The sequence below is a fragment of the Streptomyces sp. MspMP-M5 genome, from assembly GCF_000373585.1.
GTDB lineage: Bacteria > Actinomycetota > Actinomycetes > Streptomycetales > Streptomycetaceae > Streptomyces.
The window spans coordinates 59562-72808 of sequence record NZ_KB891895.1 but is presented as its reverse complement, the minus strand read 5'-3'; the positions used below and the strand labels follow the sequence as shown (position 1 = coordinate 72808).

Here is a 13247-nt window from a genome sequence, read left to right as displayed (position 1 = left end):
CGTCCGGGGACGGCGCGTGTGCCCTCACCGGGCGTCGGCGACGGCGTGGAAGACCGTCCCGATGGAAGCGCCCGTGCCCAGGTTGATGATGTCGGCGCCGGAGCCGGTTCGGGTGGCCCGGATGAAGCCCCCGCCGCTGACCGTGGCGGTGGTGAACACCCCCCACACCGGGGTCCACGCCACAAGGTCGCCGTTCTGGTCGGCGCACAGCTCCGGGACCGGTCGGATGCGCCGTTGCAGCACGAACCGCCCGTCCACCGCGGCCCGTACCTGCTCGGCCCACTGCTCGGCGGTGAGGTCTTCCTGCCAGCCGAGCACCACGCCCTCGCCGCTGTGTGCCAGGGTCGGCTTCAGCGCCAGCTCGTCGCGGTTTTCGAGGGCGTAGGCGACGAGGTCGACCCGGCGGCCGTCCTCCAGTGTCACCTCGCCCTCGCGCACGCTCCGGGTCCAGGGCAGGATGCGGTCCAGGCTCGCCAGCTCACGAGTGCTGAACAGATGGCGGTTGGCCTCGTCGGACAGCATCGCCAGGGCGGCCTTGCAGCCGTACAGTTCGGCGTCGAGCGGAGTGAAGAGCTTCACCTCGCCGCGCTCGGCGGCGTCCAGGACCGGGTCCAACAGGTCCATCGCCCCCGGGCCGGACAGCACGTCCTCCAGCATGAAGAGCCGGTTGATGATGTCGACGCGGCGCTCGCCCAGCCAGATGCCGCCGTCGCGGGCCGCCAACTCGCCTATGTGGCAGGCGTGCGCCTCGACGCCCATCTCGCTCCAGCGCCGGGCGACGGCCTGCATGTACGGGGCGAGTGACGCGTAGCTGCTGGGCCAGTCGGTGAGTGCGACCACCGGGCGGCTGCCGGGGGCGGCACCCGATTCGATGCGGAGGGTGTCGACGTGGGACCGGAGGGTGTCGACGTGGGTGAGGCGGTGCTGCTCGGCGAACTCCTTGAGCCCGGTGTGGTTGAGCAGGCCGCGGGAGATGTCGACCGCGTCCGAACCGCCGATGGCGCTGCCCATGTTGTATTCGAGCAGCCGGAAGCCGGAGGCGTCCGCGTACAGGTCGGCGCGGCTCAGTCGGGTCACGCTGGTGTGGCGGCCGCGCAGCACGCAGCTGATCTGGTCCTCGTTCATGTCCAGGGCGCGGGCGAACGCCGTGAGGTCGCCGCCGAACAGCCGGTCCGGCAGGCTGGTCAGCGCCCCGCGCAGCATGTCGAGGTCGCCCACGAGGCGCCGGTGCTCGTCCGCCTCCAGGAACAACGGGCGGGTCAACAGGGCGCCCTTGTAGAAGATCTTGAGGAGTTCCGACTCCGGATCCACCGGGACCGGATCGGACACCGTCTCCAGGAACTTGGCGCTGAGCGCATTGCGAGCCACGTGATAACCCTTCGGTGAGTGGGGAGCCGGCCGGCGGTGGAGCGAAGGGTGCCGGCCGGCTCGCGTCCTACGAGACGCTCCCGCCGTCGACGGTGAGGGCGAGGTAGCAGTAGTCGTCGAGCATCTTGGGGAGGGGGCGGGCCGGGCGGCCGAGACCGGCGGCGAGCTTCAGCGCGCCGTCGAGGTCCGGGTCGAGGCCGGCCTCCTGGAGGATGCGGGTGGCCCAGGTGCGCCCGAGCCGCTGGTGGGCGACGTACGCGGGGTGGTCGCGGGCGCCGTGCAGGTGCGCGGCGATCGCCTCGTCCCACGGCATCAGCGACTGGGGGCGCAGGGCGTGCAGGGCCTTGGCGGCGGCGGTCGGCCCGAGGGTGCGGGCGCGTCCGGTGGCCGGGGACAACGCGGCCTGGGTAGTGGCCAGTTCGGCGAAGCAGGGGCCCAGTGTGTCGAGGTCGTCGTCGGTGAGCTGGGCCAGGGGGCGCCGCGGGAGCGCAGCGCCCCAGGTCTCCCACCAGGCGGCCAGACCGGTGTCGAACAAGTCCGGCTCGCCCGGCTTGGGGTAACGGATGCGGCAGCCGGCGAGGTTGAGCCAGCGCAGCAGGGCGGTGCGGTGTGCGGGGCGGGCCGGGTCCGGCTGCCCGCCGGTGGCGGCGAGGTACTCGTCCCAGATCTCGTCGACCCTGGTGAACTGCGCGAACCGCGTCACGGCCGCGCTCAGAACGGCCTGGTTCATGGGAAGTTCGGGCATGCGGGTCTCCTCGGTGTGGGACGTCCCGGGGTCAGCGGGACAGAACGTATCCGTCGTCGGGTCGGTGGTCGCGCGAGCGCCGCAGGTCGGTGAGGACGAACGTGCGCTGGAGCCAGCGGTCGTTGCCGTCGTAGCGCGGCGTGAAGGCGGTACGGCCGTGCAGCGTCACCCGATTGTCGACGACGGCCAGGTCACCGGCGCTCAGGCGCACCGTGTACGAGACGTCGTCGAACGCCTTCTCCAGGACGTGCAGGGCTGCCACGGCGCGTTCGGTGGTGCCGGTGGTGGCGGCGAAGTCGACCCGCACGTCCGGGTCTTCGGGGTCGCCGAAGAGTATCGGGTGGGCCGGGACGGTCCCGCCGGAGGCGCCGAAGGAGGGCGGCGGCTGGGTGGAGAACTCCGGGGCCGACAGTGTCGCGACGGTGTCCTCGGGCAGCAGGGGCAGCGCCTCGCGGATGCCGGCGGTGCGCAGTCCGGCGGCGCCCTCGTGGTCGGCGCGCAGGCACAGCAGCATCACGTAGTCGGGGCGGTGGGCGTGGAAGGCGTTCTCGTTGTGCATCATCAGGGCCACCGAGCCGGCGTTGCCCTGGAAGGTCTCCTGGCCCGGCACCGGCACCACGTCCTGGACGAGGGCGCCGGACTTCTCGGCGCGGAAGGCGGCCGGGTCGCCGAGGCCGCAGGCCGTCATCATCAGCACGGCGGCGGGCACGCTCACCTCGCGCTGTACGGAGCCGGGCGCGGTCGGGGTGAGCGGCAGGTTCGCCTCGTCGACGGGGAGGCCGCGCACCAGGAGTGCGCCGGAGGTGCCGGAGTGGCGCCGGTAGGTGCCCGCCCGGCGGCGCAGCGCGGCGGGCAGCTCTTCCCAGGCGGACCGGGCCTCGGCGACCCAGCGCGGGTCGTCGACCTCGGGCAGCCGGGCGCACAGGGCGCGGGCGGCGGCCTCGACCTGGGCCGTCTCTTCGGGTTCGAGGACGAAGACCCCTTCGGTCGACCGGTCCCGTACGACGGTGGTTACTGACATTTCATGGCCATTTCTGTGCGCGGTGCGGAGGGCGTCCGGCGCGCGGACACCCGCTCGATCAGATTCAGTGCGGGGGCCGTGAGGATCGTGGTGACCAGCGTCATCACCACGAGCATCGCGAAGACGGTCGGCGTGATGACCTTCAGTTGCAGGCCGATGCCGAGGACGACGAGTTCGGTCAGGCCGCGGCAGTTCATCAGGGCGCCCAGGGAGACGGACTCCTGCCAGCCGAGGCCCGTCAGGCGGGCCGCTCCAGTGGCTCCGGCCCACTTGGCGAGGACGGCGACGGCGGTGACCAGCGCACACCAGCCCCACATCCCGACCCCGCCGAGCAGCCGGAACTCGGTGTGCATCCCCGCGTACACGAAGAACAGCGGGAGCAGCAGTACGACGGTGAGCGCGCGCATCCGGTCCACGGCCGCCGCCACCACCGCCGAGTCGCGGGGCATCGCGGTGCCGAGCAGGAAGGCGCCGAAGATCGGGTGGATACCGATCCCGCCGGTGGTGCAGGCCGCCAGCAGGATGCCGGACAGCACCAGGGGGAGGGCGGCGCGTTCGAGGCGGCCGCCGCGGTGGGCGGCCAGGCGGGCGAGGAGCGGCCGTACTCCGAAGTGCACGGTGGCGATGAAGGCCAGGCTCAGGCCGAGGGTGACCAGTACCGCCGCGGGCGAACCGCCCTTGGCCAGCGCGGTCACCAGGGCGAGCAGGCACCAGGCGGTGATGTCGTCGATGGCCGCGCAGGTCAGGGCGAGGGCCCCGACCGGGGTGCGGTCGGCCCCGCGGTCGGCGAGGATCCGGGCGATCACCGGGAACGCCGTGATGCTCATGGAGACGGCGATGAACAGGGCGAACACGGGGAACCCGACGCCGGGAGCGGCGAACCGACGGTACATCGCGAGGGCCAGCAGCAGTCCGCCGAGCAGCGGCAGGGCGATGCCGGCGTTGCTGACCAGGACCGCGGTGCGACCCCGGCTCCTGAGGTGGCGCAGGTCGAGCTCGTAGCCGATCAGGAACATGAACAGCACGAGGCCGAGCTGCGCCAGGGCGTTGATGACCGGCAGCATGTCCGCCGGGAACAGCCAGCGCTGCCCCTCGGGCCAGACGGCCCCGAGCAGGGAGGGGCCGAGCGCGATCCCGACGAGGATCTCGCCGACGACCGGGGCCTGCCCCACCCGGCGGCAGAGCAGCCCGGCCACCTGCCCGCAGCCCATGATCAGGGGGAGGGCCAGCAGGAGGTGGGCGACCGGGTCCACCGCCGGGAGGGCCGCCGCGAGTTCAGCCGGTGGCATCGGAGTCGTCCGGCTCGTCGACGAAGTACCAGTTCTCGGGGTTGATGAAGCCGAGCGGGTTGATCGGCTCGACGCCCTTGAGCTGGTTGGCCACCTCGAAGACCCGCAGCGGGAAGTTCGGCATCCAGATCACCGGGACCTGCTCGGCGAGGTAGTCCTGGTAGGCGTACAGGTCGGCGAGGTCGTCGCTGGTGACGGTCTTCGCGATGAGCTCGTCGGCGACCGGGTCGGAGTAGCTGCCGAAGTTGCAGCCGGCGCCGGTCTGGTAGAGCAGTTCGCCGGTCGGGTGGAAGTTGGGCCCGTACACCCAGCCGCCGTTCCAGCAGGACAGCTCCCAGTTGGTGGTTCCGGTGGTGTCCTGGCCGACCAGGACCGAGGGGTGCACCTCTTCCAGCACCAGCTCGATGCCGGCCCGCGCGGCGTCGTCGCGGAACTTGCGCATCACGCGGGTCAGGGTCTTCTCGTGTCCGGCGGCGTAGCGGAGAGAGATGGTCAGTCGGGTGCCGGCGGGGATGCCCTCGCCGGCCTGGCCGGGCCCGGTGCCGGGGGCGACGCAGACGGCGGGGGTGACCGAGGTGTCCCAGCCGTTGTCCTGGAGCATCCGGCGGGCGCGGTCCACGTCGAAGGGGAACGGGTTGGTCTTCTGCGCGGGCGACAGCAGCTCGGTGGCCGGCAGGGCGGGGACGGGGCCGTAGGTGGGGTAGCCGTAGCCCTGGTAGATCTCCTGGAACGAGCCGTCCTGGTCGAGGGTGGTCTGCAGTGCCTGCCGGAAGTACAGCTGCCGGAAGATCTTCCCGGTGACGGTGGTGTTGGCGAAGTTGAACGGGAAGTAGTGGATGGCGTAGAGGATCTGCGGGACGATCCGGTAGTGCTCGGCGAGCGGGTTGGGGCCGCCGGTGACGGGGTCCGCGGCCGGCTCGGTGATCTTGTCGAAGGGCAGGAAGCCCAGGTGGATGGCGTCCGGTCCGTGGGGACCGCCCTCCAGCGCCCGGTACTGTTCCTCGTCCGTCTCGGTGGGCACCAGGCGGAACGCGTCGGCGTACGGCTTGTTGGGCCCGGAGTAGGACGGGTTGGGCACCATGGTGACCAGGCCGTCCATCGCGTAACTGGCGAGCTTCCAGGGGCCGTTGACGACCGACCAGATGGGGCTGTCGGCCCAGCGGGCCCGTGCGGAGTTGTCCTCCGCGTAGACGTCGCCGTTCTCGGCCATCAGGTAGTCGTAGACGGCGTACGCGGCGTCCTTGTCGGTGGTGGCGTCGGCGGGGCCCTCGGCGGTGCGGTCCCAGGCTCTGGGCAGCGGGGTGATGAGGCTGAACTGGTTCATCAGGACCCAGTTCTGCGCGTACGCCCGGTCGAAGGTGAAGCGGACCTGGTCCTCGGCGACCTTTTCGTAGCCGGTCAGGTTGTCCGGGAAGTAGCCGGGCACATAGCCGCCGTACTCCTCCTTCTTCGCCTCCAGCAGGTGCATCCAGAGCATCACGCCGTCGGCGTTCACGGTCTCGCCGTTGGACCACTTGTAGGGCTTGACGGTGAGTGTCGCGGTGCGCCCGTCCTCGCTCCACCGGGGCGCCTCGGCCATGCTCAGCTCGTAGTCGACCTGTGCGTCGCCCTTGGTGCCGTACCAGTACAGCGGCCGGTACATCAGCATCTGGAACTCGTACAGGCTGCGGGCGCCGAACCGGCCCGGCGGCAGCAGGGGGAAGATGGCGGCGGGCGGGAAGCCGGGCGTGCAGGCCCAGCTGATCGTGCCGCCCTTGCGGGGTATCGCGGTCATGACGACGGTCCTTGCTCGATGAGGGGGTCGGTCGCGGCGAGTTCTTCGATGCAGGAGGTGCCGGTGGCGGCGTCGGGGCCGTAGCGCTCCCACGTCTCGTGCAGCCGGACCCGGCCGTCGGGGAGGACCTCGGGGACGCTCACGCAGTGCCCGGCGACGGTCCGGCCGCTGGTCAGGACCATCGTGTAGGCGAAGGTGAGGGTGCCGTCGGGGGCGGCGACGCCGGTGAGCGAGCCGCGTCGGACGTCGCCGCCGGCGGAGGAGCCCCACAGCAGGTCGCCCTGTTGGCGGTAGTGGGCGATGGGGGCGTCGGGGCCGGCCGTGACCTTCCGGAATCGCCTGCCGTCGTAGTCGATCAACATGCCCTCCAGGGGTGGTGGGGGCCGCTCAGGCACGGTCGCGGAGTTCGAGCGTGCAGCACTTGACGCTGCCGCCGGCCTTGAGCAGCTCGGACAGGTCGACGCCGCGCGGTGCGAAGCCCCGCTCGCGCAGCGCGTCGATGAGGTGGGTGGCGGACTGCGGCAGCAGGACGTTGTGGCCGTCGCTGAAGGCGTTGAGGCCGAAGACCGCGGCGTCCGCGTCGGTGGCGAGGATCGCGTCCGGGTACAGCTCGCGGAGCACGGCCTGGCTGCCGGGGGTGAAGGCGGCCGGGTAGTACATGACCTCGGTGTCGGACAGCACCGCGAGCGCGGTGTCCAGGTGGTAGAACTCCGGGTCGACCAGGGTCAGTCCGGTGACCGGGACGCCGAAGAACTCCTGTGCCTCGGCGTGCGAGCGCACGTCGGTGCGGAACCCGGTGCCGGCCAGCAGCCGGCGTCCGACGAGGAGGTAGTCGCCCTCGCCCTCGTTGATGTACTCGGGCCAGCACAGCTCCTGGTAGCCCTGGTCGCGGAACCAGTCCAGGTAGGCGGGGCCCTCGGCGGTGCGCTCGACGTGGCGGAAGCGGGCGCCGAACACCTTGCCGTCGACGACGGTGGCGCCGTTGGCGGCGAACACCATGTCGGGCAGGCCGCCGACCGGCTCGATCAGCTCGACGGTGTGCCCGAGCTCCTCGTACAGCGCGCGCAGCGTCTCCCACTGGGCGAGGGCGAGTTCCGCGTCCACGGGCTTCTCGGGGTGCATCCACGGGTTGATGGAGTAGTGCACGTCGAAGTGGCTGGGGCGGCACATCAGCAGCCGGCGCCGGATCGCGGTGCGGGTGCGGGGAGCCTCGGGGGTGTGCGGCGGCTCGATGGGCTGCGGGTAGGGCATGGTGGTCCCTCCTGGGGTGCGGAAAGAGCTGGTGGGCGGCCGGATTGCGGCCTGGTTCACGGGGCGAAGTGCACGTCGATGGAGTTGGCGAGATCGGTCGCGGTGCGCATCGCGTCCTCGAAGGAGGTGCCGGTGACACCGAGGAAGCCGAGGATGGAGTTGCCCTCGGGGGGACGGCGGATGAGGTCCCCCGGCCGGGCGGTGATCTTGAAGAAGAAGACCTTGTCGGAGTCGGCGAGTTCGGCCGGGACGTCGACCCGCTCGATCCGTCCGGAGTCGCACAGCAGGGCCATGCCGGCGATGTGCACCCCGGTCGGGGTGTACGGGCCGACCTTCGGCCGGACGCCGCGGGCGGTGTCCATCAGGGCCCGGATCGGGCAGTGGCCGGCGGTGAGCCGGGCGATGTGGTCGAGTCCGCCGCCACCGGGGCGCACGGCGATCTCCAGGATGTGCGGGGCGCCCTGGTGGTAGCGGACCTCGGCGTGCAGCACGCCGTGGGTGACGCCCTGGGCCCGCACGCCGGCCCGGACCGCCCGGTGCAGTTCCTCGATCTGGCCGGGGCTCAGCGAGGTCGGCGCGGCGTGCACGTCGTCGTCGAAGGTGTCGCCCTCGACGGTGACCCGGTCGACGACCGAGCCGAGGTAGACCTCGCCGTCCCAGGCGACCGCCTCGCACAGGAACTCCCGCCCGTCCAGGAAGGATTCGATCAGCAGCCCCTGCGGGCCCAGGTCGACGCCGTGCGCCTCCATGCGGTACCAGGACATGCCGTCGATGCCGTCGAGGGCCTGGGCGAACCGCTCGGTCATGTCGTCGGCGTCCTCGACGCGGAAGACGAAGTTGCTGGCCGCGCCCAGCGTCGGCTTGAGGATGACGGGGTAGCCGAACTCCTCGCCGGCCGCGTGCGCCTCGGCCAGGTCGGACACCAGGCGGAAGGCTGGGATCGGGACGCCGCCCTTCTCGTGGGCCCGGCGCATCAGGTACTTGTTGCGGCTGGTGCGGGCGGCCTCCAGCCCGATGCCGGGCAGGCCGAGCGCCTCGGCGACGGCGGCGACGGTGACCACGCCGGCCTCGGAGAAGGTCAGGACGCCCTCGAAGTGCTCCTCGGCGTGCCAGGTGCGGGCGGCGGCGACGATGTCGTCGATCTGCTGCGAGCCGACGACGCGGTAGCGCTCGGCGGGCCAGTAGGCGTCCTCGCCCAGGCCGTTGAGGACGTACAGCTCGGCCCCGAGCTCCTCGACCTGCTGGTAGCGGGACAGGTAGTACTGGGCGTTCTGGAGGGCCTCCAGCGCGAGCAGTTTCATGGTGCGGGCTCCTCGGGGGTCAGTTGGCGGGCTGCGGCACGGGCGTGGTGGCGGCGGTGGTCCGCTCCTGCGCGGCGTAGAAGCGCCGCATGGTGGCGATGGCGGCCAGCGGGACGACACCGATCAGGAGCGACAGGCTCCAGAACGCGAGGGCCACGGACCGGTGGTCGGCGAGGTAGGACAGGGTGATCGTGACGACCAGTCCGGCCGCCAGGCTGACCGCGTTGACCGTGCCGAAGACCCGGCCGGAGCGGCTGTCCTCGACGGCCCGCATCAGCAGGGTGCGCGAGGAGATCGCGGCGAAGCCGAAGGCGAACGCGGCGAACGGGATCGCGGTCATCAGGGAGGCGATGTGGAACGGCTCCACGGCGATCAGCGCCGCGTTCCCCGCGAATCCGAAGGCCGCGAGCGCCAGGTTGGAGACCCGCGCGGAGATCCGCTTGTAGACGGCCGCGCCGATCAGCATGCCGACCCCGGCGAGCGCGTCGACCAGTCCGAAGATGCCCGCGTGCTGCTTGAACACCTGGATGACCAGGACCACCAACAGCACGTTGCTGACGGTGATGTTGACGCTGCCGACGGCGAGCAGCACTCCGAGGCGCTTGACCGGTCCGCCCGTCGGCGTGCCCGCCTGCGTCCCCTCCTCGGCCGCCTGCTCGGCGCTCCGCTGCGGTTTGCGGCCGAGCACCACCCAGCACGCCGCGGAGAAGGCGAAGGTGGCGGCGTTGAAGTAGAACATCGGCATCAGGCCGAAGACCTGGATCAGGAAGCCGCCGACGGCCGCCGACAGCAACGAGCCCGCCTGCGTCGACATCGAGAAGTTGGCGTTGAACGGTCCCAGCCGCTCGTACCGCACCCGCTCCCGCACCAGGGCGTTGCTGGCGGGGTTGAACGCGGCGGAGATCAGCGACAGCGCGAAGGTCACGACGTACGCGGTGAGCTGTGTGGACGCTCCGAGCGCCAGCGCGACCGGCAGCGACAGCGCCGCGAGTGCGCTCGCCACGTCGCAGAGCAGGCACATCATCCGCCGGTCGAAGCGGTCGACGAGCCGCCCGAAGAGCACGGAGAGCAGCACCTGGGGAATGGCCATCACGATGAACAGCCAGCCCACCGACAGCGCGGTCCGTTGCTCTTCGAGGACCAGCAGCGACGCGCCCATCATCTGGATGCCGTTGCCGAGGTAGGTGACGAAGTTCGCCGGGAGGATCAGCCACTCGGCCCGGTCCCGGCCCGAGGGCCGGGCCGCCTGCGGTGCCCCGGGGGCCTGCGTGGTGGTCATGGTGCGACTCCTGAGATCAAGTGGTCGGGGGCGCGCAGCCGGCCGGGCATCCGCACCGGGCGGTCCACGGCGGCCAGGCCGGTCGGGACGCCGGGCCCGGTGCCCAGCGCCCGGCGGGCCAGTGAACGGGCTATCAGGGGGGCGAACTTGAACGAGGAGCCGCCGCAGGCCGCGTAGATCCACGCGTTCTCCTCGCCCAGCTGCCCGAGGACCGGGCCGTGGGTCGTGCTGTCGGCGAGGTAGTAGCTGTCCTCGGCCCGCTCGATCCACTCGGCCCGGAATCCGTGCAGCAGCGCGGTGAAGAGCTCCACCAGCCGGGTCCGTTGCGCGTCGGGGGCGATCCGGTCGGTCACCTTCTCGACGGGCCGGCAGGCGACGGCCGCGCTGAGCTTGAGGGGGGTCCCGGCCACCGGCGGCACCAGCCAGGAGCCCTCCGGGGTGCCGAGGGACGGGATGGTGGGCGTGCGCTCCCACACCCCCCGCAGGTCCGCGGGCACCGTGCACATCAGCTGGGTCTGCCGGTAGAGGGTCAGGCCGTCGGACCGGTCGGGGCCGAGCAGTTCGCGCGACCACAGGCCGGCGGCCAGCACGACCGCGTCACCGCGCAGCGCGGTGCCGTCCGCCAGCCGCACCAGCCCGAACGGCGCCTCCACACCGGTGACCCGCCGGCCGGGCAGCAGCCGGACACCCGGCCGGCCGGCCAGCAGTGCGGCGGTGCCGGTCAGGATGCGGTCGGCGAGCAGCACTCCTCCGTTGCGCTCCAGCACCGCGCGGCTGCCGCGGGGCGGCCGCAGGTGCGGGAAGCGTTCGACGGTCTGCCGCTCGTCGAGCCGCACCGCGCCCGGCACCTCGGCGAGCGCGGCGGCCGACGCCTCGGGCTCGCCGGGGCCCAGGACGGTCAGGGCCCCGACCCGGTGGTAGACGTCGGCGCCGAGCCGGGACTCGACCTCCGCCCACCGGTGATGGGCCTCGATGGCCGCCGCGGCCTCGGGTGCGCCCGGGTGCAGGGCCCTAAGGACGCGGTGCCGGTCGTAGGAGGTGGCCTCCGGGTTGGGGATCTCGCCCCGGTCCACGACGCTCACCTCGGCGCCCGCGAGCGAGCACTCCAGTGCGGTGAGGAGGCCGATCACTCCGCCTCCCACGACGATGATCCGCACGGCTTCAGCCGGCCTGGGCCGTGGTCGTGCCGAGCGGCGGCAGGGCGAACGGCTTGACCTCGGAGAGCGCGAAGGTCTCGAAGCCCAGCGAGCCGTCGAAGCCGCCGGCCAGTGCGGCCGCCTCGGCCAGGTCGATCAGGATCGGCGAGGCGCAGGCGATCAGGGCGCGGACCTCCAGGTACAGGTCGCCCAGGGCCGTTCGGTCCGGCTGCCGGCAGCCCAGGTCGAGTTCCTCGGTCCAGCGGGCCAGTCGCTCCAGCTGGACGCAGATCAGGTCGGCGGCGCGGGTGAGGCTGTAGCCCTCCAGCTCGTAGCAGGCGGCGAACCGCTCCAGCATGATCGCCGCGTGCCGGCGGGCCCGGTCGGAGACCGGCAGGGTGGTGCCGCCGACCGTCCGGGCCGCCTCGTCGAGACGGGAGCGCAGCCGCTCCCACGGCTGGACGAGCCGCTCGCCGGTGACCTTGTCGAGCGCCACCCGGCTGAAGTTCGTGCGCTGGTTCTCGGGGTTGGCCAGGGCCAGGTAGAACCGGACGAGGTCCCGGGGGACCTCCTTGAGCAGGTCCTCGGCGTACAGGACGTGCCCCCGGCTGGTGGAGAACTTCTCGTTCTCCAACTCGTAGAACTCGTTGACGATCATGGCGTCGGGGACGATGTACCGGCCCTCGTGGGCCATGATCAGGGCGAGGTGGGTCAGGCCCCAGAACCAGATGTTGTCGAAGCCGATGAAGTAGACCAGTTCATGGTCGCGGTCGGTCCGCCACAGCTCGTCGGAGGCGGCGGTCTCCTCACCGAGTTGCCGGGCCGCATGGTCGGTGGTGTACATGACCGCCGGAATGCCTTCGACCCAGGCGTTGATGACCTGTCCGGGGGTCTCCGGGAACGGCGCCTCGATGCCCCAGCCGAGCGGGTAGGTGATCGGGAAGTCGGCGAGCGGCCGGTCCAGGAGTTCGCGCACCAACTGCGCCATGTGGGGCCGCAGGTAGGGCAGTTTCTCGGCGTAGTAGGTGGTGAGGCGGTCCCGGTAGTCCTCCATCGGGAGGACCAGGATCTCGGCTTCGCGGGTGGTGAGCTGGTCGGTGGGGTCGACGGTGGAACGGGCGCCGATCAGCTCGTCGAAGTTGTTGGGGTGGCCGCAGGTCTCGCACAGGCCGCCGCGGCTCTCCGACAGGCAGATCGGGCAGTCGCCGCAGACCAGGCCCTCGACGAGGAATTCGCCGGTCTTCTCGGAGTACGGCAGGCGCACGGTGCGCAGCTCGAACTTGCCGGCGGCGTGCAGCTCCTGGACGAACTTCAGGACGGTGGCGCGGTAGCCGTCGTCGTACGGCGCGAAGCCGTCGACGGACATGCCCATCGTCTCCAGGGTGTCCCGGATGCCGGTCCACGAACGCCGCGCCAGTTCCTCGGGGGCGACGCCGAGCTTGCGGGCGCTGGCCAGGACGTAGGTCTGGCTCTCGTCGGTGCCGGAGGAGTAGAGCACGCCGCGCCCGGTGGCGCGCAGGTAGCGGGCGTGGACGTCGGCGGCGATGAACGGGCCGGCGAGGTGGCCGACGTGCAGGCTGCCGTTGGGGGTGGGCGGGGTGTCGATGACGATGACGCGCCGGTCACCCAGCTCGTTGCGGGACGGCATGGCTCAGCCCTCGCTCTCGTGACGCTTCATGAACGCCGTGCTCATGTCGGCGTCCCACCAGATGCTGAACATCTCGAAGTCGGTGTCGGTGTCGTTGATGACCTGGTGTTCGTGGCCGGGCGGGAAGTGCACGATGTCGCCGGCCACGAACGGCAGCCGCTCACCGCGGGACTCGATCCACGCCTCGCCCTTCACCGCGAGGAAGATCTCGTACTCGTGGTGGGCGTGCTTGGGGGAGGAGGCACCGGCGAGGATGACGCTCTGGGCGCCTTCGAAGGGGGCGTTCAGTGTGGGCCACGGCAGCAGCCGTTGCGACCAGCTGTTCTCCGCGTCGAGCGCGGCGCGGTCGAAGTGTCGGATGTCCAAGGGAGTTCCTTAGAGAAGGGCAAGAGCGGGCTTGCCGACGGGGCGCGGACGCCTGGCGGGTGCGGGACC

At 71.7% G+C, this 13247-nt stretch carries 12 protein-coding genes; all 12 read right to left on the bottom strand.

The annotated features are described in order from the left end of the window. Positions 1 to 24: 24 nt before the first annotated feature. The 12 genes from B073_RS0119595 to B073_RS0119540 all read right to left on the bottom strand — a co-directional run bounded on the left by B073_RS0119595 (position 25) and on the right by B073_RS0119540 (position 13178). Positions 25 to 1368 (bottom strand): hypothetical protein, encoded by a 1344-nt coding sequence (locus tag B073_RS0119595; protein ID WP_018539782.1) that lies wholly within the window; start codon positions 1366 to 1368, stop codon positions 25 to 27. 67 nt (positions 1369 to 1435) lie between these two features. Further along, the gene (locus B073_RS0119590) at positions 1436 to 2113 is read right to left on the bottom strand and encodes a hypothetical protein (protein WP_018539781.1); all 678 of its coding nucleotides are present in this window, start codon (positions 2111 to 2113) and stop codon (positions 1436 to 1438) included. A gap of 31 nt (positions 2114 to 2144) precedes the next feature. Then, positions 2145 to 3134: a clavaminate synthase family protein gene (locus B073_RS0119585; RefSeq protein ID WP_018539780.1), complete on the bottom strand. Its 990-nt coding sequence runs from the start codon at positions 3132 to 3134 to the stop codon at positions 2145 to 2147. Continuing rightward, on the bottom strand, positions 3125 to 4423 hold the full coding sequence (locus B073_RS0119580) for a cation:proton antiporter (RefSeq protein ID WP_018539779.1): 1299 nt from the start codon (positions 4421 to 4423) through the stop codon (positions 3125 to 3127). Before B073_RS0119580 ends, B073_RS0119585 begins: the two co-directional genes overlap by 10 nt. Next, positions 4410 to 6197 carry an ABC transporter substrate-binding protein gene (locus B073_RS0119575; protein ID WP_018539778.1) on the bottom strand — a complete coding sequence of 596 codons (1788 nt, stop codon included), beginning with the start codon at positions 6195 to 6197 and terminating at the stop codon, positions 4410 to 4412. The genes B073_RS0119580 and B073_RS0119575 overlap by 14 nt, the downstream gene beginning before the upstream one ends. Next, positions 6194 to 6559 (bottom strand): hypothetical protein, encoded by a 366-nt coding sequence (locus B073_RS0119570; protein WP_018539777.1) that lies wholly within the window; start codon positions 6557 to 6559, stop codon positions 6194 to 6196. The genes B073_RS0119575 and B073_RS0119570 overlap by 4 nt, the downstream gene beginning before the upstream one ends. Before the next feature lie 25 nt (positions 6560 to 6584). Further along, on the bottom strand, positions 6585 to 7448 hold the full coding sequence (ddaH, locus tag B073_RS0119565) for a dimethylargininase (RefSeq protein ID WP_018539776.1): 864 nt from the start codon (positions 7446 to 7448) through the stop codon (positions 6585 to 6587). A 56-nt stretch (positions 7449 to 7504) separates the two neighbouring features. Beyond that, positions 7505 to 8749 (bottom strand): ATP-grasp domain-containing protein, encoded by a 1245-nt coding sequence (locus B073_RS0119560; RefSeq protein ID WP_018539775.1) that lies wholly within the window; start codon positions 8747 to 8749, stop codon positions 7505 to 7507. A 19-nt stretch (positions 8750 to 8768) separates the two neighbouring features. After that, the gene (locus B073_RS40445; RefSeq protein ID WP_018539774.1) at positions 8769 to 10028 is read right to left on the bottom strand and encodes an MFS transporter; all 1260 of its coding nucleotides are present in this window, start codon (positions 10026 to 10028) and stop codon (positions 8769 to 8771) included. Then, on the bottom strand, positions 10025 to 11185 hold the full coding sequence (locus B073_RS40440; RefSeq protein ID WP_018539773.1) for an FAD-dependent oxidoreductase: 1161 nt from the start codon (positions 11183 to 11185) through the stop codon (positions 10025 to 10027). Before B073_RS40440 ends, B073_RS40445 begins: the two co-directional genes overlap by 4 nt. Positions 11186 to 11189: 4 nt before the next feature. Beyond that, a complete protein-coding gene (locus B073_RS0119545) occupies positions 11190 to 12812 on the bottom strand; it encodes a class I tRNA ligase family protein (RefSeq protein ID WP_018539772.1) in 1623 nt (540 codons plus the stop codon). 3 nt (positions 12813 to 12815) lie between these two features. Beyond that, the gene (locus tag B073_RS0119540) at positions 12816 to 13178 is read right to left on the bottom strand and encodes a cupin domain-containing protein (RefSeq protein ID WP_018539771.1); all 363 of its coding nucleotides are present in this window, start codon (positions 13176 to 13178) and stop codon (positions 12816 to 12818) included. Positions 13179 to 13247 lie beyond the last annotated feature (69 nt).